18 protein-coding genes and 1 riboswitch are annotated in these 19,605 nt (G+C 69.7%); of the genes, 15 read left to right on the top strand and 3 right to left on the bottom strand.

The window, feature by feature from the left end; translation table 11 throughout:
• The first annotated feature begins 19 nt into the window (after positions 1 to 19).
• The gene (locus tag ACFZDJ_RS40400) at positions 20 to 973 is read left to right on the top strand and encodes a hypothetical protein (RefSeq protein ID WP_390930130.1); all 954 of its coding nucleotides are present in this window, start codon (positions 20 to 22) and stop codon (positions 971 to 973) included.
• 33 nt (positions 974 to 1,006) lie between these two features.
• Positions 1,007 to 2,737 (top strand): insulinase family protein, encoded by a 1,731-nt coding sequence (locus ACFZDJ_RS40395; protein ID WP_391066616.1) that lies wholly within the window; start codon positions 1,007 to 1,009, stop codon positions 2,735 to 2,737.
• A 75-nt stretch (positions 2,738 to 2,812) separates the two neighbouring features.
• On the opposite strand, the gene ACFZDJ_RS40390 is transcribed toward ACFZDJ_RS40395, so the two are convergent.
• The gene (locus ACFZDJ_RS40390) at positions 2,813 to 3,187 is read right to left on the bottom strand and encodes a hypothetical protein (RefSeq protein ID WP_384908271.1); all 375 of its coding nucleotides are present in this window, start codon (positions 3,185 to 3,187) and stop codon (positions 2,813 to 2,815) included.
• Positions 3,188 to 3,311: 124 nt separating this feature from the next.
• Entirely contained in the window at positions 3,312 to 4,028 is a 717-nt protein-coding gene (locus ACFZDJ_RS40385; RefSeq protein ID WP_391066612.1) for a hypothetical protein, read from the bottom strand.
• Between the two features lie 398 nt (positions 4,029 to 4,426).
• On the opposite strand from ACFZDJ_RS40385, the gene ACFZDJ_RS40380 reads away from it, so the two are divergent.
• The 5 genes from ACFZDJ_RS40380 (at position 4,427) to ACFZDJ_RS40360 (ending at position 8,481) form a co-directional block, all read left to right on the top strand.
• The gene (locus tag ACFZDJ_RS40380; protein WP_168509070.1) at positions 4,427 to 5,254 is read left to right on the top strand and encodes a glycoside hydrolase domain-containing protein; all 828 of its coding nucleotides are present in this window, start codon (positions 4,427 to 4,429) and stop codon (positions 5,252 to 5,254) included.
• 78 nt (positions 5,255 to 5,332) lie between these two features.
• Positions 5,333 to 5,650, top strand: a complete 318-nt coding sequence (locus ACFZDJ_RS40375; RefSeq protein WP_168509069.1) for a hypothetical protein — start codon at positions 5,333 to 5,335, stop codon at positions 5,648 to 5,650.
• A 90-nt stretch (positions 5,651 to 5,740) separates the two neighbouring features.
• Positions 5,741 to 6,382: a hypothetical protein gene (locus tag ACFZDJ_RS40370; RefSeq protein ID WP_391066610.1), complete on the top strand. Its 642-nt coding sequence runs from the start codon at positions 5,741 to 5,743 to the stop codon at positions 6,380 to 6,382.
• Positions 6,383 to 6,642: 260 nt separating this feature from the next.
• Complete coding sequence (locus tag ACFZDJ_RS40365; RefSeq protein ID WP_390930121.1) at positions 6,643 to 7,302, top strand: SurA N-terminal domain-containing protein; 660 nt, start codon at positions 6,643 to 6,645, stop codon at positions 7,300 to 7,302.
• A gap of 192 nt (positions 7,303 to 7,494) precedes the next feature.
• Entirely contained in the window at positions 7,495 to 8,481 is a 987-nt protein-coding gene (locus tag ACFZDJ_RS40360) for a nucleoside triphosphate pyrophosphohydrolase (protein WP_390930119.1), read from the top strand.
• A gap of 62 nt (positions 8,482 to 8,543) precedes the next feature.
• Here ACFZDJ_RS40360 and ACFZDJ_RS40355 read toward each other — a convergent pair whose 3' ends face one another.
• Positions 8,544 to 9,755 (bottom strand): globin domain-containing protein, encoded by a 1,212-nt coding sequence (locus ACFZDJ_RS40355; RefSeq protein WP_391066607.1) that lies wholly within the window; start codon positions 9,753 to 9,755, stop codon positions 8,544 to 8,546.
• Positions 9,756 to 9,957: 202 nt separating this feature from the next.
• Here ACFZDJ_RS40355 and ACFZDJ_RS40350 point away from each other — a divergent pair, with 202 nt between their 5' ends.
• The 8 genes from ACFZDJ_RS40350 to ACFZDJ_RS40315 all read left to right on the top strand — a co-directional run bounded on the left by ACFZDJ_RS40350 (position 9,958) and on the right by ACFZDJ_RS40315 (position 19,303).
• Positions 9,958 to 11,241, top strand: a complete 1,284-nt coding sequence (locus ACFZDJ_RS40350) for a cytochrome P450 (protein WP_391066604.1) — start codon at positions 9,958 to 9,960, stop codon at positions 11,239 to 11,241.
• 171 nt (positions 11,242 to 11,412) lie between these two features.
• On the top strand, positions 11,413 to 12,435 hold the full coding sequence (locus ACFZDJ_RS40345) for a transglycosylase family protein (RefSeq protein WP_391066601.1): 1,023 nt from the start codon (positions 11,413 to 11,415) through the stop codon (positions 12,433 to 12,435).
• A gap of 183 nt (positions 12,436 to 12,618) precedes the next feature.
• Positions 12,619 to 12,782: riboswitch (cyclic di-AMP (ydaO/yuaA leader) on the top strand.
• Positions 12,783 to 12,786: 4 nt separating this feature from the next.
• Positions 12,787 to 13,506, top strand: coding sequence for a transglycosylase family protein (locus ACFZDJ_RS40340; protein WP_391066598.1), 720 nt, complete (start codon positions 12,787 to 12,789; stop codon positions 13,504 to 13,506).
• A 351-nt stretch (positions 13,507 to 13,857) separates the two neighbouring features.
• The gene (eno, locus tag ACFZDJ_RS40335) at positions 13,858 to 15,144 is read left to right on the top strand and encodes a phosphopyruvate hydratase (protein WP_060897729.1); all 1,287 of its coding nucleotides are present in this window, start codon (positions 13,858 to 13,860) and stop codon (positions 15,142 to 15,144) included.
• A gap of 101 nt (positions 15,145 to 15,245) precedes the next feature.
• Complete coding sequence (locus ACFZDJ_RS40330) at positions 15,246 to 15,722, top strand: septum formation initiator family protein (protein ID WP_067376151.1); 477 nt, start codon at positions 15,246 to 15,248, stop codon at positions 15,720 to 15,722.
• 83 nt (positions 15,723 to 15,805) lie between these two features.
• The gene (locus ACFZDJ_RS40325) at positions 15,806 to 16,342 is read left to right on the top strand and encodes a DUF501 domain-containing protein (protein WP_168501080.1); all 537 of its coding nucleotides are present in this window, start codon (positions 15,806 to 15,808) and stop codon (positions 16,340 to 16,342) included.
• Positions 16,343 to 16,472: 130 nt separating this feature from the next.
• The gene (locus ACFZDJ_RS40320; protein WP_248296713.1) at positions 16,473 to 17,414 is read left to right on the top strand and encodes a Ppx/GppA phosphatase family protein; all 942 of its coding nucleotides are present in this window, start codon (positions 16,473 to 16,475) and stop codon (positions 17,412 to 17,414) included.
• 488 nt (positions 17,415 to 17,902) lie between these two features.
• Complete coding sequence (locus tag ACFZDJ_RS40315; protein WP_168509060.1) at positions 17,903 to 19,303, top strand: NAD(P)/FAD-dependent oxidoreductase; 1,401 nt, start codon at positions 17,903 to 17,905, stop codon at positions 19,301 to 19,303.
• Positions 19,304 to 19,605 lie beyond the last annotated feature (302 nt).

Raw genomic sequence — 19,605 nt, 5'->3', positions numbered from 1 at the left:
GCCACTTACCATCCGCTCCATGCCGACCGACGCGTCCCTCCCACCCCCCGACTTCGAACTCGCCTCCGCCTTCCCCGAGGCCGGCTGGCTGCGGCAGGCGACCGCCGCGCGGGACTGGGCGGGGATCCGGCAGTACGCCGACGGGCTGCCGCACGGCACCGACCGGGCCTTCCTCGTCGGCGTCGTCGCCGACGTGCCCGGCGTCGAACACCCCCTGCGGGAACTCGTCGCCGCCGCCCCCGACGACGTACTCGCCCTGACACTGCTCGGGACCCGCGAGGTCAAGGTCGGCTGGGAGATCCGGACCGACGCGCGCGCCGAGCACGTCAGCCGGGAGCAGTTCCGGCAGCTGCACGAGCACCTGCGGCAGGCCGAGCAACTGCTCATCCGGGCCACCGCCCTCGACCCGTCCCACGACGCGGCCTGGGCCGCGCGCCTGACCACGGCCATGGGACTGCAGCTCGGGCAGAACGAGGCGCGGCGGAGGTACGACCGACTGGCCGCGTACCACCCGCACCACTTCACCGGGCAGGCCCGGCTGCTCCAGCAGCTGTGTCCCAAGTGGAGCGGGAGCTGGGAGGCGGCGCACGGGTTCGCCCGCGAGTGCCTGCTCAACTCGCCCGAGGGCACGCTCAACGGGGGGCTGGTGGCGGAGGCGCACCTGGAGCACTGGCTCGCGCTGCCCTCCGCGGGGAGCCAGCGCACCGACTACCTGCGCCAGGCCCACGTCCACGCCGAACTCGTCGAGGCCGCCGAACGGTCCGTCCTGCACCCGTACTACCGACCCGCGTACGGGTGGGTCACCATCCAGGGCGTCTTCGCCGCGCTCTTCTCGCTGATCGGCGACACCGCACGCGCCGTCGCGCACTTCCGCGCCCTGGGCAACCTGGCCTCCGAGTACCCGTGGAGTTACCTCGGCAAGCCCGCGGACGCGTACGTCAAACACCGTTCCGCCGCCCTCGGAAGAGGCTGAGCGGATGCCGAACAGGACAGGCAGAGGCAGACGATGAGCCAGGGCATCCATCACACCGAGGTCGACGGCATACCCACCCTCTTCGCGTACGCCACCGGGCCCATGCGCGCCGGACTGGTCTTCCGTGTCGGCGTCGCCGACGAGACGCTCGCCGGGGCCGGGATCACCCACCTGGTCGAGCACCTGGCCCTGCACCGCCAGGGCCTTGCCGACTACCACTTCAACGGCGCGACCAAGGCCGCGTTCACCCACTTCCACGTGGAGGGCGCCGAGCACGAGATCGTCGCCTACCTCGACGGTGTGTGCACCTCCCTCCTCGATCTGCCCATGGAGCGGCTGGAGACCGAGAAGGAGATCCTGCGCACCGAGGAGGCGCGCCGGGAGCCCGGACAACTGCCGCTGTGGCGGTACGGGGCCCAGGGGTACGGGCTGGTCAGCTACCCGGAGTGGGGCGTACGCGGGTTGCGGCCGGACGACGTACGGGAATGGGCCGGGACCTGGTTCACCCGGGACAACGCCGTGCTGTGGATCGCGGGGGAGCGGCTGCCGGCCGGGCTCTCGCTCAAGCTGCCCGGCGGTCGGCGGCGCCCGATGCCCGCCGTCACCTCCGCCCTCCCCACCGCCCCCGCCTACTTCTCCGACGGCAAGGGCGGCGTCCTGCTCGACGCCGTCGTCACCGACACCACCGCCGCCCGGCTCTACGCCGGTGTCCTGGAACGCGAACTCTCCCGCTCCCTGCGCCAGGAGGGCGGCTACTCCTACACGGCGGCCGGCGACTACACCTCCCGCCGGGACGGTTTCGCGACCGTCACCGCCTTCGCGGACGCCCTGCCCGCCAAGCAGGACGCGGTCCTCGGCGGGTTCGTCGACGTGCTCGCGGGGCTTCAGGTCGGCCGGATCGCGCAGGCCGACCTGGAGGCCGTACGCGGGCGCACCGACGCCAGACTGACCGCGCCCGACGCGGCCGTACGGCGGCTGCCGGGCGCGGCGGAGGAACTGCTCGCCCACCGTCCGCCGCGCGGGCTCGACGAATTGCGCGCCGAGCTGTGGGCGACGACGCCGCAGCATGTGCACGCAGTGGCCCTGGAGGCCGCCGGGACGGCGTTGCTGCAGGCTCCCTCGGGGCACAGGGCCGACTGGGCCGGGTACACGGCGGCCCCGACCACGTCGTCGTACACCGTCCAGGGCACGCGCTTCGAGTCCGTGCGCAAGGACGGTACGGCCCTGGTCGTCGGGGGCGAGGGGGTCAGCCTGACGGCGGGCAAGGAGCAGGCCACCGTGGCCTTCCGCGCGTGCGCGGCCCTGCTCAGCTGGGCCGACGGCGGGCGCCGGCTCATCGGCACCGACGGACTGTCCGTGGAGGTGGAGCCGGGGGAGTACGGGATCGACGCGCACACCATGGCGACCATCGACGCGGCGGTGCATCCGCGCGCGGTGGTGCACCTGCCGCCCCGGCAACGGCAGCAGCAGCGGCAGTCGGAAGGTGCCGCTTCTGCGGGGCAGGCCGGAGGTTCCGGTGCGGCTCAGCAGGTTCAGCAGAAGGCGTCGGCGCGGCGTACCGGCGGGCAGACGGCGATGCTCGTCATCTTCGGGCTCCTCGCGGGGCTCTGGTCCCTCCTGGCCCTCTCCTACACCGTCTTCGGCGCCTCGGACCCGGAGACCAGCACCGGGGAATGGGCCGCCCTCACCGTCTTCCTCTGGGCCGTCGGGGCGCTGCTCGCCTGGCCGGCCGTCAGGGTGGTGCGAAGCACCCGGCGGGGGTGAACCGCCGGGTGCCCTGAGCGTGGATGAGGGTTTCCGGGTGATCTCAGCGCAGATACGGGTGAGATACGGGTGATCTCAGCGCAGATACGGGTTGCCCGGCGCCGGGCCCGGCATGGGCCCGGGTGTCCGCCCCGCGTTCGCCGTGGCGTACTTCGGCGTGCGCTTGTCGAACAGCGCGAACAGCAGCAGCCACACCGCCATCGCCAGAGTGACGACGGCGACCGCGCCGAGGACGGGATCACCCGCGTCCGACTGAACGGTCGCCCACGGCAGCGTCACCAGCTCGTACAGCAGGAACGCGGCGAAGGCGCCCCAGTCCGAGCCCCTGCCGCGGCGGATCGCGACATACAGGAACGGCACCCACACCAGCAGACCCAGCGACGCGACCACCAGAACCGACCACGCGATCCGCTGGGCCCAGCCGGCTTCCAGGCGCTTGTCCACGCTCATGCCCATGTCCATGCCCATGCCTTCACACCCCCCGAGCACCCACGAGCGCCCTACGAGCCCCCCCCGAGAGGTTTCTCGGGTCCCGAGAAACCTCTCGGGGGGCGTCATGCTCCCATTCAGCGGGTCACACGCGCTGGTGTTCGCCCTTCAGGGACGTCACGATCTGCGTCGCCAGCTTCTTGGCCGTGGCGGCGCCGTTGTCGTGCCGGTCCGTGGACATGACGCTGACGACGTCGGTGCCCGCGCGCACGGCGATCAGGGTCATGCCGTTCTGCCAGGCGCTGTCGGTCAGGGTGATGGTGTACGCGGCGTCGCCCAGGCCGGGCGTGGTGGCGCCGGTGACCTTCACTTTGGTGTGCGTGTCGGAGTCGGTGAAGGTCGCGCACGCTTTGGCGGTCTTCTCCAGGTCCGTCAGCACGGTCGTCGAGGTCGTGCCGCGGTAGGTGTCGACCTCCTGGGCGATTTCCTCGGAGGTGTTCTTGCTGACGTAGTTGTTCTGGGCGAAGGACACTCCCGAGTCGCCGGTGATCGTTATCCAGCTGGTGCCGCCCAGCAGGGAGCAGTCCGGCTTCGGCGCGGGGGAGGAGCTCGGCGGGGCGTACGTGGTGCCGGAGTCCCGCGCGCCGCTCGGGTCGACCGCGAAACCGGCGGCGAAGAAGGACGCGGGCGCCAGCGCCTTCTTGAGCTGCGCGCCCGTCAGCAGACCGGCGTTGGGGTCCTTGGCCGGCTTCGTCTTGGCGGACGAGGGCTGCACGGTGGTTCCGGAGGAGCAGGCTGCCAGGGCCAGCGGGAGCACGGCTGCGGCGAGCAGCGCCTTGGCCGCGCGGGAGGGGTGACGCATCGGGATGTCTGAGTCCTTCTTCGAGAAATGGTGCTGTTGAGCCGAGCGGACTCTATGGGTGCACAGACCGTACACAGACATCGGGGTGCCAAAGATCCGTAAAAGAGGGGGTCCACCGGTCCGGGGTTCCATGGACTCCCCATGTTTTGCCGTGGCTTGAGAGATTCTTGTGGCGATCGAGGTGCAGGGTTTCCCGATCAAGGGGGTGGCGTCGGTTACGTTGCGATCCGCCCCGCGCGCCGGGGGCCGGTCACCCTCTCGCGTCGGTGAGCCGGGATGGGCGCCGACGGGGCTCAACTGTCCTGAAGTGTCTTGAACTGTCTTGTTTCGATCTATATGTCCGCACGTTCCGGGCGTCCCACGCGCCGTGACGTGCGCGCGTCATGAATGGGGTGGGGATGTCCAGCCATCGGATGTCTAAGAAGGGCCGCTACATCGCTTGGGCGACGGCAGGCGCGGCCGTGGTCGCCGGAGCCGGGATCGCGGCGCAGACGTCGATGGCGGCGACCACCTGGCCCGCCCAGCGGACGTTCACGGGCCGCGCCTTCGACACCTGCGCCGCACCCTCGCTGACGGCGATGAAGGCCTGGCACACCGGCTTCTACGGAGCGGCCGCCGTCTACATCGGCGGCAAGAACCGCGGCTGCGGCCAGCCCAACCTCACCGCGTCCTGGGTGAAGTCGGTCAGCACGCTGGGCTGGAAACTCATCCCGCTGTACGTCGGCGCCCAGCCGTCCTGCCAGACCGGCTCCAACCCGGAGAAGCTCACCGCCACCAACGCCGCCTCGCTCGGCGCCACCGACGCCGCGGACGCGGTGACCAAGGCGTCCGCGCTGGGCATGAAGGCGGGCAGCCCGATCTACCTGGACATGGAGTCGTACGACATCACGAACACGGCGTGCAACAAGGCCACGCTGACGTACGTACGCGCCTTCGACAAGGCGCTGCACGCCAAGACGTACCGCACCGGCTTCTACGGCTTCACCAGCTCCAGCGCCAAGGCCATCGCGACCGCGACCGACAAGACGGACCTGCCGGGCAACCTCTGGTACGCGCTGTGGGACAAGGCCAACACCACGACCTCGGACTGGCCGTGGGGCTCCACCCAGTTCACCAACCACAGCCGCGCCCACCAGTACATGGTCAACAGCAAGGAGACCATCGGCGGTTACACGATCACCGTGGACCGCGACGCCTGGGACGCGCCGGTCGCCATCACCGGCTGACATCCGGACGCATCCCGGGATCGCCGGAGAACGCCAACCGGAGAACAACCGGAGAACAAGTAGGAGGAGGAGCAGGGCATGAGGGTCGAAAGGCTGCCGGCGGTCGTCGGACCGTCCGCCGTCCGTGCCGGGCTGGCGGCGCTTCCCGTCGTCAGCCTGGGGCTGTTGTGTCCTGTTCCGTCCCTCGTGATCGCCCTGCGGCGGGGCACCCGCGCGGACTGGGCGGTCTTCGGCGGGTTCTGCGCGGTGCTGGTGGCATGGATCATGCAGCTCTCGCTCACACCCGAGACCACCCACGGCCTCGAGTTCGCGGACGACGTGCTCCTGATCCTGGTGTCGATGGTCGGCGCGGCGGTGCACGCCTGGACGGTCTGGCCCCGGCGCGTCGGGTACTAGCGGCGCCCCGGCCGGACCGGCCGGAGCGGCCATACGAAGGCACGCAAGAGCGAAGAGCGCAGAGCGGAAGAGCGGAAGTACGGGAACCACGTGGTCAAGCGGGTCAGGCAGGTGCCGCAGGCGCAGCGCGCGAAGGCGGCACGCGACGCCACCCAGGAGTCGAGGCTCGCCGCCGGTGTGCGGGCGGTACTCCAGTGGCCGCGTGTACTGGGCGGCCGGGGGGTCGCGATGGTGGCGGGTGCGGTGATCGTCGCGGTCGCGGTCGCGGTCACCGGATACTTCCTCTCCCGCACCGACACGAAGCGACAACTGCCCGACACCCGGGCCCGCCACTACAAGGACGTCGACGCCTGCCTGCTGACCGGCAAGGACGGGATCACGGCCGGGACCACCGCGGCCGAGGTCTGGCAGGGCATGCAGGACGCGTCCCTCAAGACGCACGCACGCGTGAGCTATGTCCCGGTGACCGGTGAGCAGTCCGCGGCCAACGCGCGGCCCTACCTCAACGGCCTGCTCCAGCGGTCCTGCGATGTGGTCGTCGCGACCGGAAAGCCCGAGGTCACGGCGGCCACGCAGACCGCCCCGCAGCACCAGAAGGTCGACTTCGTGCTGGTGGGGGACGCCGGAGCCGACTCCACGGGCGCCAAGAACATCACCGTGACACGCGTCGGCGACGGACTGCGCGCCGAGGTCGCCGGGGTCGTCGAGCGCGAGGTCGAGGCGCGCGGTTAGCCGGGGACGCTACGACAGGACGCGAGCGGCCGTACGACCCGACGTGGCCGGTTGTGTGAGCGGACTTGATCGGTCGCACGAGTGGATGTGAACGGTCGTACGAGCGGACGGTGGCCGTCCCGCTCGTCACGGCGGCCGCGCCGGTATCCGAAGTCTCCGCGAATCGTTGGTCGAATGGCTGGCCGAGAGCCGGGCCACTGCCTACCATCGATCACCGCAAGACTTTGTGCACCGTCGCACAATCTCCTCGGGAGGTTTCCTTGCACCGCCGCCGTCGCACCGCGTTCGTCCTCTCCGCAGCGATCGTCGCCGCGGCCCCCCTTCTCACGGCGTGCGGCGGCGAGGCGCACCCAGGCGCCGCGGCCGTCGTCGGTGGCCGGCGGATCACGGTCGCGCAGTTGGAGAGCCGGGTCGACGAGGTGCGCTCGGCACAGCGGGCCGCCGTCAAGGACGAGGCCCAGTACGAGCAGGCCATCGCCAAGACCGGCAGCCTCACCCGCGACACCCTGCACACCATGGTCCTCGACCAGGTCCTCGACCGGGCCGCCGAGGACGCGGGCGTGAGCGTCACCCGCGCGGACACCCAGCAGATGCGGGCGACGCTGGAGGGCCAGGCGGGCGGTGCGAAGGCACTGGAGACGGCCTGGCTGCAGCAGTACGGGGTGGCACCCCGGCGCCTCGACGACAACCTCCGTACCGAGATCGAGGCCCAGAAACTCGCCGCCGCGCTCGGCGCCGACATGAACACCACCGAGGGCAAGGCCACGTTCTGGAAGGCCATGTCCGACGCGTCCAAGAAGCTGAACGTCGACCTGAACCCGCGCTACGGCGCCTGGGACGTCCAGAAGAGCAGCCGCGTCGATGTGAAGACGCCATGGCTGCGGGAGGTCACGTCGACCGGGACGCAGCAGACGGCGTAGTGGGTCAGCAGAAGTGCAGTAGGAGCGCGGCAGGAGTGCGGCAGGAGTGCGGCAGGAGTCCACTGGGCCGGTAGGTCAGCAGGCCAACGCCAGGTCCTCGCCTGGGGGTGGGGCTGTGGATAAACGGTTCGACTCCCTCCCAGCCTGTGGATAACTCCTGGGGCCGTCGGTGCCGTGGGTTACGTTCGTGGGGTGAACGCAACCAGCTCCGACGCCACCGCCCAGGTTCCCGACCCCGGCCGTATCGTCCTGCTCACCACCAGCCACCGCGTCGCCCCCGGGCTGCTGTCCTGGCCCGCCTGGCAGGTGCTGCGCGCCGCCGACCAGGTGCTGTGCGCGGACGGCGCGCATCCGCAGCTGCCGTATCTGCGTGAGGCGGGCATCGACGTCGACGAGGCGTCCCCCGATGCCCAGGACCTGGTGGACGCCTGCGCCGAGGGCCGCACGGTGGTCGTCGTCGCCACCGGCGAGGGCGAGCCGCGCCTCACCGACGGCCTGGCCCGCCTCGCCGGCTCCGGCCGCATACAGATGCCGGACCTGGAGCTGCTCCCGGCCTCGTACGACCTGCCGGGCGCCCGCCTCCTCGACCTCGTCCAGGTCATGGACCGCATCCGCGTCGAGTGCCCGTGGTCGTCCCAGCAGACCCACAAGGGCCTCGCGAAGTACGGGATCGAGGAGGCGTACGAGCTTGTCGAGGCGATCGAGGAGGGCGACCGGGACGAGCTCAGGGAAGAGCTCGGCGACGTTCTGCTCCAGGTCGTCTTCCACGCCAGGATCGCGGAGGAGGACGCCGAGGCACCCTTCTCCATCGACGACGTGGCCGGCGGCATCGTCACCAAGCTGATCCACCGCCACCCGCACGTGTTCGGCGACGAGACGGCCACGACCCCCGAGGAGGTCAAGGAGCACTGGCTGCGCACCAAGGCCGAGGAGAAGCGGCGGACGTCCGTGACGGAGGGGATACCGCTGGGTCAGCCGGGCCTGGCCCTCGCGGCGAAGCTGGCATCGCGCGTGCGCACGGCCGGACTTGAGGTCGAACTCCCCCGAGGCGAAGGCGTCGGCTACGAACTGCTGGCCATCGCCGCCCACGCGGAGGCCGAGGGGGTGGACCCGGAAGCCGCCCTGCGCGCGGCCGCGCGGGCTTACCGGGACGCGATCCGGGTGACGGAGACGGGCTGAGGAAGCGGAAGCGGGGAGGGGGAGGGAGGGGGGAGGGGGAGGGAGGGGGAGGGACCTCAGAGCTACCTGCCGGGGGCGCGGCTTGTCGGGTTGTGCCAGTTGGGGTGGGGACGGTCCAGGAGCCACTCCGCGGGGCCCAGGGGGCGGGGGCGGCTGGGGTCGGCGGGTGGGAGGAGGTCGTGGAAGATCTGTTCCGGCGGGGTGCCGAGGGCGGGGAGGGCCGCGGCGATCTCCTCGACGAGCTGGGGCGGGCCGGCGAGATAGACGTCGTGGCGGGCCCAGCCGGCGCGGTTGCCCAGCGCGGTCAGCAGCCGCTCGGTGGCCTGGGCCTTGGGGCGGCCGGGGGCAGGGGTGATGAAGGTGACGCCGAGGCGGGGTAACCGGGACTGGAGTCGTTCCACGGCCGACCGGTCGTAGAGGTACGAGGTGTCGCGGGCCACGAGGAACAGCCGGGTCTCGTGCGTGGCGTCGAGTTGCTGGAGCAGCGCCTTGACCGGGGCCCATCCGGTGCCGGCCGCGATGAAGGTCAGCGGCCGTTCCACCGGCGTCCGCAGGGTCAGGCCGCCGCCGGGTGCGCCGAGCCGCAGGACATCACCCTCTCGGGTCTGCCGGACCAGGGCGGTGGACAGCACCCCGTCCTCGACGCGGCTGACGTGCAGGTCGACGGTGTGGTCGGCGCGGGGGGCGTTGCCGAGCGAGTACGGACGCCAGATGCCCGGCAGGTGCGGGACGCTGACGCTGACGTACTGGCCGGGGGAGTAGCGCAGCCGGTGGTGCGGGCGGAGGGTCAGTACGACGAGGTCGTCGCCGTACCGGGTCCGGGACACGACCTCGGCGTCCCACCAGGGCGGTTCACCCTCGTGCTGTGCCTCCCACGCGCCCTGGAGCATGACGTTCGTGATCGCCCCGTAGGCCTCGGCCCAGGCCTTCTCGGCCTCCGCGTTCCACGCCGACCCCGCGACGGCGGCGAACGCGGCGATCAGGCTTGCCCCCACGGCGGCGTAGTGCTCCGGCTCGGCCAGGTACTTCCGGTGGTCCCGTCCCAGCTCCCGCAGATATCCCGGCAGCGTCGGATCCTCCAGCCGCTCCATCACATACGTGAGTGCCGCGAACAGCCGGTCCCGCTGTCGCTCCATGTCCTCCGGGAAGTCCAGGGGGAAGAGCCCGCGGACGTCCGGGTTGTGCCGGAAGAGATGCGAGTAGAAGTACTTGACCGCGAACTCGGCCCGTCTCTCGACGACCGCGAAGCTGGATCTGAGTATTTCGGGGTCCACGGCGCGAATTTAGGGAGGCGGCGAGCCGTGGAGTCAAACAGCAGCCGATTCAGGGATGGTCCGGGATGAAAGGGACGCGGCTTGCGTCACCCTCCCACCCCGCTCCCCTTCCCTCCGGCATGCCGCCTCGCTCTTCCCCGCTCTTCCCCGGCCCCTCCCACCGCCGTGCCGTCCTTCTCCTCCCGCCGGATACCGTCAGGGAGTGACCGATCAGCCGCCCCCCTTCAGCCCCGCTCCCGAACTCTTCACCTGGGAGTTCGCCAGTGATCCCTACCCCGCGTACGCCTGGCTGCGGGAGCACGCCCCCGTGCACTGGACGCGGCTGCCGAGCGGGGTGGAGGCCTGGTTGGTGACGCGGTACGCGGACGCCAAGCAGGCGCTCGCCGACGCGCGGCTCAGCAAGAATCCGGCGCACCACGACGAACCCGCCCATGCGAAAGGGAAGACGGGTATTCCAGGGGAGCGCAAGGCCGAGTTGATGACACATCTGCTGAACATCGACCCGCCGGACCACACCCGGCTGCGGCGGCTGGTCTCGAAGGCGTTCACGCCGCGACGGGTGGCCGAGTTCGCGCCGCGTGTGCAGGAGCTCACCGATCAACTGATCGACCAGTTCGCGCAGAAGGGTTCCGCCGACCTGATCCACGAGTTCGCGTTCCCGCTTCCCATCTACGCCATTTGCGACCTGCTGGGCGTACCCCGCGAGGACCAGGACGACTTCCGTGACTGGGCGGGGATGATGATCCGGCACGGTGGCGGGCCGCGGGGCGGGGTCGCGCGGTCGGTCAAGAAGATGCGCGGGTATCTGCTCGAGCTCATTCACAAGAAGCGGGGAGGCCTTCCGGATACGCCCGCGCCCGGTGAGGACCTCATCTCCGGCCTGATCCGCGCGTCCGACCACGGCGAGCACCTCACGGAGAACGAGGCCGCCGCCATGGCCTTCATCCTGCTCTTCGCCGGGTTCGAGACGACCGTCAATCTCATCGGCAACGGCACGTATGCCCTACTCACCCACCCCGAGCAGCGCGCGCGCCTCCAGAAGTCCCTCGCCGCCCATGAACGCGAACTCCTCGAGACCGGCGTCGAGGAACTCCTGCGTTATGACGGGCCCGTGGAACTGGCCACGTGGCGGTTCGCCACCGCGGCCGTCCGCATCGGCGGTCAGGACATCGCACCGGGCGACCCCGTCCTCGTGGTCCTCGCGGCTGCGGACCGTGACCCCGCGCGGTTCGAACGGCCGGACACGCTCGACCTCTCCCGCCGTGACAACCAACACCTCGGCTACGGCCACGGCATCCACTACTGCCTCGGCGCCCCGCTCGCCCGGCTGGAGGGCCAGACCGCGCTCGCCACTCTCCTCACCCGTCTCCCCGACCTTCAACTCGCGGGAGATTCGACCGATTTGCGCTGGCGTGGCGGGCTCATTATGCGCGGATTGCGCACGCTTCCAGTGGAGTTCACGCCTCCGGTACCGGTCTCGCGATAGCGGGCGACCATACACCCGCGGGCGCGGAAACCTGACGCACTCTCAACTCTGTGATCTTCACGTGATCTACGCTGCATCGACTTGTGACAAGCGTTCGGGTGCGGATACGTTCACTCGTCAACGCGACTCACACGTCGCGTAGTCACCTGCTGTCACGCGAAAGGCTTCCGCATGCTCTCCGGGAACGGCCGCCATCGTCGCCCCCGTCAGGCCCCGGCCCTCATCGTCGCGGCAGGAGTGACCGGATCCGCCATCGCGATCCCGTTGCTCGGTGCCACCAGTGCGAGCGCGGCCGACGGCACCACGTGGGACCGGGTCGCCGAGTGCGAGAGCGCCGGCCAGTGGAGTGCCGCCAGCGGCAACGGGTACTACGGCGGACTCCAGATCAGCCAGGCGGACTGGGAGAAGTACGGCGGTCTCACCTACGCGTCGAGCGCCGACGAGGCCAGCCGCTCGCAGCAGATAGCCATCGCCGAGAAGCTCCTCGACGACCAGGGCCTCACCCCCTGGCCGACCTGTGGACCGCTCTCCGGGCTGAGCAAGAACTCGGGCGACATCCTGGTCGACACGGGCGTGGCGAACGATTCGCCCAACGGATCGAATTCATCTGGTTCGTCCAGTTCATCCAGTTCATCCAGTTCATCCAGTTCGTCCGCGACTTCGACTCCGTCCGCCTCGTCCGGCTCGACGTCCGATTCGTCTTTGTCTGACTTGTCTTCGTCTGGTTCGTCCTCGAAGGCGACCGGGAACGCGACCAAGAACACGACGAAGGCCGACACCGGCGGCGATCAGGGAGCGGACAACTCCGACACGGAATCGACCAAGGGCGACAACTCCGGCAACTCCCGCCAGAGCGACGGCTCTTCCGGTACGTCCGAGAACGCGACGGCCGGCGCCGGGCGCCACCGCGGCGACAACGCGAACGAGAACACCACCGACAGCGCCGTGGACGGCCGTACCGACGACCCCTCAGGGCGGCACGCCTCGCGCGGCGTCGGCGCTTCCCGTGATGTCGTCGACGGCTCCTACGTCGTGCGCGCCGGAGACAATCTCTGGACCATCGCGGACGCCCTCGACCTCGAAGGCGGATGGGCCGAGCTGTACGACGCGAACAAGAAGACGGTCGGCGTCGACCCGAACCTCATCCTCCCCGGTCAGAGCCTTGCAGTTGGTGCTGAATCGGGCGAAAAGTAGGGGCAGTTCGCGTCATGGTTCGCTGTGTAATGTCCGGTTTGGCGCGAGTGAGAGATGGATCTCAAAGGCCCTGATCGTCTTTGGAATTCAGCCGATCGACTGCTTACGGTCATGACCGCTCGCCACAGCGGGCCCCGACGGTCGCCAACGCCGAATCCTGCCAACGGCCGTACGGGAACAGTCGACGCGTCAGCGCCGTAGGCAGGAGCGGGGGACCCAAGGTAAGTGCCGCACCCGGTAGTTGACCGGGAGTGGCTTGGGGTGAAGCCGAGCGCTCAGAGCGCACGGCCGGGCACTCACCCGCCCGAACCCGACAGCTCACCTCGCAGGCGTCGGTGAGGGGATCTCTCCATGCTGTTTTCCAGCAAGGGCAAGCACCGCCGTCCGACCGTTTTCAACCGGACGACCCGTGTCGCCACGCTCGCCGGTGTCACCGGTGTCGCCATCGCCGCTCCGCTGATGGCGGCCGGCAGCGCCTCCGCGGCCACCGCCTCCGAGTGGGACGCCGTCGCCCAGTGCGAGTCCGGCGGTAACTGGTCCATCAACACCGGCAACGGCTACTACGGCGGTCTGCAGTTCTCGGCCTCCACCTGGGCCGCGTACGGCGGCACCGCGTACGCCGCGACCGCCAACCAGGCCTCCAGGTCGCAGCAGATCACCATCGGCGAGAAGGTCCTCGCCGCCCAGGGCAAGGGCGCCTGGCCGACCTGTGGCACGGGCCTGTCGGGCGCCGCGTACACCGGCGGTGCGAGCGCCCCGTCGACCTCGTCTTCCTCGAACAGCTCCTCGTCGAACAGCTCGCCGAGCACCAGCGCCGCCACCCGCTCGACGGACACCGCGGCCTCCCGTTCGGCGTCCCGCCCGGCCGCCGAGAAGACCGTCTCCACCCCGACCGGCAAGAAGGTCAAGAAGGGTGACGGCGAGTACAAGGTCGTCAAGGGTGACAGCCTCAGCTCGATCGCCGAGAAGAAGAAGGTCAAGGGCGGCTGGCAGCAGCTGTTCAAGCTGAACAAGGACATCGTCGACGACGCCGACTTCATCTACCCGGGTCAGCGGCTTCACCTCGGCTGATGATCGGCAGCTTCGCCTCAGCTGAATGACAGGTCCCTCATAAAAGGGGTCTCCACGCTGGAGACCCCGATGAGGGTCACCCCCGTCCCCACGGGCCCCCCGCTCCGGTGCGTGTTCCCCCGTACGCGCCGGAGCGGGGTTTTTCGTATCCGGCGTTTCGTGCCCGGCGTTTCGTGCCGAGCGTTTTGTACCCGGATTTCGGTACCCGTTTTTGTTCCGTTCTGGAACAATGTGTACGTTCAGTTCTGCCCAAGGGGTGGGCGACCGGCTGGCCGATCCCCCCGAGGCGGTTAGGCTCATGTCGCGAAGCCATCACAGGCTCCGCGTACCCGCGTCACATCCCAGAAGGAGATGCTCGTGCCGTCCATCGACGTCGTCGTAGCCCGGGAAATCCTGGACTCCCGAGGCAACCCCACGGTCGAGGTCGAGGTCGGCCTCGACGACGGCAGCACGGGTCGTGCCGCCGTTCCGTCCGGCGCTTCCACCGGCGCCTTCGAGGCCATCGAGCTGCGTGACGGTGACCCCAACCGTTACGGCGGCAAGGGTGTCGAGAAGGCCGTCCTCGCCGTCATCGAGCAGATCGGCCCGGAGCTCGTCGGTTACGACGCCACCGAGCAGCGCCTGATCGACCAGGCGATGTTCGACCTGGACGCCACCGACAACAAGGGCTCGCTCGGCGCCAACGCCATCCTCGGCGTCTCGCTCGCCGTCGCGCACGCCGCCTCCGAGGCGTCCGACCTCCCCCTCTTCCGCTACCTGGGCGGCCCGAACGCGCACCTGCTGCCCGTTCCGATGATGAACATCCTGAACGGCGGCTCGCACGCCGACTCCAACGTGGACATCCAGGAGTTCATGATCGCCCCGATCGGCGCGGAGTCCTTCTCCGAGGCCCTGCGCTGGGGCGCCGAGGTCTACCACACCCTCAAGAAGGTGCTGAAGACCAAGGGCCTGTCCACCGGCCTGGGCGACGAGGGCGGCTTCGCCCCGAACCTGGAGTCGAACCGCGCCGCTCTCGACCTCATCCTCGAGGCCATCAAGCAGGCCGGTTACATCCCCGGTGAGCAGATCGCGCTCGCGCTCGACGTCGCCGCGTCCGAGTTCTACAAGGACGGCAAGTACGAGTTCGAGGGCAAGTCCCGCTCGGCCGCCGAGATGACCGAGTACTACGAGGAGCTCGTCTCCGCGTACCCGCTGGTCTCCATCGAGGACCCGCTGTACGAGGACGACTGGGCCGGCTGGAACGTCATCACCGAGAAGCTGGGCGACAAGGTCCAGATCGTCGGCGACGACCTCTTCGTCACCAACCCGGAGCGCCTGGCCCGCGGCATCGAGGAGGGCTCCGCGAACGCCCTGCTCGTCAAGGTCAACCAGATCGGCTCGCTGACCGAGACCCTGGACGCCGTCGAGATGGCCCAGCGCAACGGCTTCAAGTGCATGATGTCGCACCGCTCCGGCGAGACCGAGGACGTCACCATCGCCGACCTCGCCGTCGCGGTGAACTGCGGCCAGATCAAGACCGGCGCCCCGGCCCGCTCGGACCGCGTCGCCAAGTACAACCAGCTGCTGCGCATCGAGGAGATCCTCGACGACGCCGCGGTGTACGCCGGCCGCAGCGCGTTCCCGCGCTTCAAGGGCTGACACCCGCGGAGGGTCAAGCCTTAGCCAGTCGTACGTACGTCCCCGTACCCGGTCCCGTACCGTGTCCGGGGACGTACGCGCGTGTGAACGGGAGGCTGGACATGGCCGTGAAGGACCGGGACCGGTTCTCCACCGCGACCAGGCTGAAGCTGCTCGGCGAGCAGACGGCGGCCCGGGTCTACCGCTCGCAGACCAAGCGCCAGGCCCGCCGCTCGCGCCTGACCGGCCGCGCCGCGCTGCTGGCTCTCGTACTCTGTTCTCTGATCGTGGCCCTCGCGTACCCGATAAGGCAGTACGTGTCCCAGCGAGCCGAGATCGCCGATCTGGAGCGACAGCAGGAGCAGGCCCGCGCCCGGGTCGAACAGCTGCGCGACCTCAAGGCGCGCTGGCAGGACGACGCGTACGCGAAGCAGCAGATCCGGGAACGGCTGCACTATGTGATGCCGGGCGAGACCGGATACATCGTGATCGACCCGGACGCGGCGAAGCAGTCGCGTACGGATCTGGGGGTGGCAGCCCGCCCCTGGTACGCCAACGTCTGGGACGGCGTCGACAAGTCGGACCACTCCGACCGGTGAGCTGATGGCCGGTGACCTGACGACCGGTGACCTGACGACCGGTGAACCGGTGAATCGAAGAAGAAAGAGACTTGAGCACAGGCATGGAAACGCCCCCGCCGCCCACCCCGCGCACCGAGCCGACCGACGCGGACGTCGAGGCCTTCAAGCAACAGCTCGGCCGGCCGCCGCGCGGGCTGCGGGCGATCGCGCACCGCTGTCCCTGCGGTCAGCCGGACGTGGTGGAGACGGCGCCCCGGCTGCCGGACGGTACGCCGTTCCCGACGACGTACTACCTCACGTGCCCGCGTGCGGCCTCCGCGATCGGCACGCTGGAGGCAGACGGCGTCATGAAGGAGATGACGGACCGGCTGGCGACCGATCCCGAGTTGGCCGCCGCGTACCGGGCCGCCCACGAGGACTACATCGCGCGGCGCGATGCCATCGAGGTGCTGGCGGGCTTTCCGAGCGCCGGGGGGATGCCGGACCGGGTGAAGTGTCTGCATGTGCTGGTGGCGCACTCGCTGGCCGCGGGGCCGGGGGTGAATCCGCTGGGCGACGAGGCGATCGCGATGTTGCCGGAGTGGTGGCGCAAGGGCGCGTGCGTGGTGACGGCGGAGTCGCCGTCCGAGGGAGAGTGAGGGGGCCGCGCCCCCTCCTCCCGGCGCGTGTTCTGTCAGCGGGTGGGCGGGGGTTGAGCGCACAGTTCCCCGCGCCCCCGGACCGGTCGCACGCCGTCGAACCGAATTCACGAGCAGGAGACAACAACCGATGACCAGGGTCGCCGCCATCGACTGCGGTACGAATTCGATCCGCCTCCTCGTCGCCGACGCGAACCCGGCGACGGGAGAACTCGTCGAACTGGACCGCCGGATGACGATCGTCCGGCTCGGCCAGGGCGTCGACCGCACCGGACGCCTCGCCCCCGAGGCCCTGGAGCGCACCTTCGCGGCCTGCCGCGAGTACGCGGCGATCATCAAGGAGCACGGCGCGGAGCGACTGCGCTTCGTGGCGACCTCCGCCTCCCGCGACGCGGAGAACCGGGCCGAGTTCGTACGCGGCGTGCTGGACATCCTGGGCGTCGAGCCCGAGGTCATCACCGGTGACGAGGAGGCCGAGTTCTCCTTCGTCGGCGCGACCAAGGAACTGACGGGCCGGGACGACCTCGCCAAGCCCTACCTGGTCGTGGACATCGGCGGCGGGTCCACCGAACTGGTCGTCGGCGACGACCACGTGCGCGCCGCCCGCTCCGTGGACATCGGGTGCGTACGGATGACCGAGCGGCACCTCGTGCACGACGGGGTCGTCAGCGACCCGCCGACCCCCACCGAGACCGAGGCCGTCCGCGCCGACATCGAGGCGGCCCTCGACCTCGCCGAGCGGACGGTCCCGTTGCACGAGGCCCACACGCTGGTCGGCCTCGCGGGTTCGGTCACCACGGTCGCGGCCATCGCGCTGGACCTCCCCGCCTACGATTCGGCCGCCATCCACCACTCCCGGTTCCCGTACGAGAAGGTCCGTGAGATCACCGAGCGGCTGCTCGCCTCCACCCACGCCGAGCGCGCCGCGATCCCTTCCATGCACCCGGGGCGCGTCGACGTCATCGCCGCCGGCGCCCTCGTCCTGCTCGCGATCATGGAGCGGATCGGTGCGGCGGAGGTCGTGGTGAGCGAGCACGACATCCTGGACGGGATCGCGTGGTCCATCGCGTGAGGGGGTGACCGGACGGGGCCGAGGGGCGCCGTTTCCGAGTACGGCCTTGAAGTGAGGGAGTCTTTGCTACCCGCTGGTAGCCTCCCTTGAGCAGGTCGGATAACGTATGAGCGCGCCCGGGGGGCCATTCGGACCCTCTCGGCGACACGCCGCCGGAAAAGTTCGTGAAGTTCTTCACAAGGAATTCGGCCCTGTGGGGGGACGATGAGCCCGCTTGGGTGCTCTCGGGGGGCTCACCAGGCTCGGGAGGGTGCTCAACGGAGCGTTCCAGGAGTGTTTCCGGCGGGTGAAGCGGAGGGGTGGTTCGACCGGTTCGGACACCCGGAGCGGCAGCTCACGCGGTGTTGACAACGGTCGCCACTACACGGTGGTTCCCCCTCGCCGCCATGACCTGGGTCACGTGGGCGGCGCAGTGTAGCAGAGGCCCCACCCAAGCTTGTGAAGGGGCGCACGAGCGACCCTCCAGGGGCGGGTGGATACTCGATGGCATGAGCACCACGGAGCGTCCCAGGATCCTCGTAGTAGGCGGTGGGTACGTAGGCCTGTACGCAGCTCGGCGCATTCTCAAGAAGATGCGCTACGGCGAGGCGACCGTCACGGTCGTCGACCCCCGGTCGTACATGACCTACCAGCCCTTCCTCCCCGAAGCCGCCGCCGGCAGCATCTCCCCTCGGCATGTCGTCGTCCCGTTGCGACGCGTCCTGCCCAAGGCGGAGGTCCTCACCGGCCGGGTCACGACCATCGACCAGGACCGCAAGGTCGCCACGATCGCCCCCCTCGTGGGCGAGGCGTACGAGCTGCCTTTCGACTACCTCGTCATCGCGATGGGCGCGGTCTCCCGCACCTTCCCGATCCCCGGCCTCGCCGAACAGGGCATCGGTATGAAGGGCATCGAGGAGTCCATCGGCCTGCGCAACCACGTCCTCGAGCAGCTCGACAAGGCTGACTCGACCACCGACGAGGACATCCGCCGCAAGGCGCTCACCTTCGTCTTCGTGGGCGGTGGCTTCGCGGGTGCGGAGACCATCGGCGAGGTCGAGGACATGGCCCGCGACGCTTCGAAGTACTACACCAACGTGTCCCGCGAGGACATGCGCTTCATCCTCGTCGACGCCGCGGACAAGATCCTTCCCGAGGTGGGCCCCAAGCTCGGCCAGTACGGCAAGGAGCACCTCGAGAGCCGTGGCGTGGAGATCTACCTCTCCACCTCCATGGACTCCTGCGTCGATGGCCACGTCGTGCTGAAGAACGGCCTCGAGGTCGACTCCAACACCATCGTGTGGACGGCCGGCGTCAAGCCGAACCCCGTCCTCTCCCGCTTCGGCCTGCCGCTCGGCCCGCGTGGTCACGTGGACACCCAGACCACCCTCCAGGTGCAGGGCACGGACTACATCTGGGCCGCCGGCGACAACGCCCAGGTGCCGGACGTCGCCGCGCGCAAGGCCGGGGTCGAGAACGCCTGGTGCCCGCCGAACGCGCAGCACGCGCTCCGTCAGGCGAAGGTCCTCGGCGACAACGTGGTCTCCGGTATGCGGGGCTTCCCGCAGAAGGAGTACTCGCACGCCAACAAGGGCGCTGTCGCGGGTCTCGGCCTGCACAAGGGCGTCGCGATGATCGTCATGGGCAAGATGAAGATCAAGCTCAAGGGTCGTCTGGCGTGGTACATGCACCGCGGCTACCACGGGCTGGCGATGCCGACGTGGAACCGTAAGATCCGGATCTTCGCCGACTGGACGCTCGCGATGTTCCTCAAGCGTGAGGTCGTCTCGCTCGGTGCGATCGAGACTCCTCGTGAGGAGTTCTACGAGGCTGCGAAGCCGGCGCCGGCCGCGGCCGCCGCGGCTCCGGCCGTCGCCGCCAAGACCGAGGAGAAGGCCAAGGCCTCCTGACCTCCGGTCACCTGCTCGTCCCTGAGGGACCTCCCGCCATCCGTGGTGCGGGAGGTCCCTTTGGCGTTGTCCGGCTGCGGTCCGGTGGGGGCTGGTCGCGCCCACGCGGCGGGGCCGCACGATGTCACAGCCCCGCGCCCCTGAAAGCCTCGGGGCGCCCGGCGTTCCGGGGCGCGCGCCCCGTCCACCCTCCCGAAAGAACATGGCCGGTACAAGTATTTTGCTCAGCTGTAACGCGGAAGGGGGACTGCGCACGAGGCCAGTTGGTGTTTACGTGGTGTTGGAGCGTTCGGGAGTGTTGT

Origin of the sequence: Streptomyces sp. NPDC007896, assembly GCF_042959425.1 — a bacterium.
GTDB lineage: Bacteria > Actinomycetota > Actinomycetes > Streptomycetales > Streptomycetaceae > Streptomyces.
The sequence above is the reverse complement of the archived record's forward strand: the minus strand, read 5'-3'. Positions and strand labels throughout refer to the sequence as shown.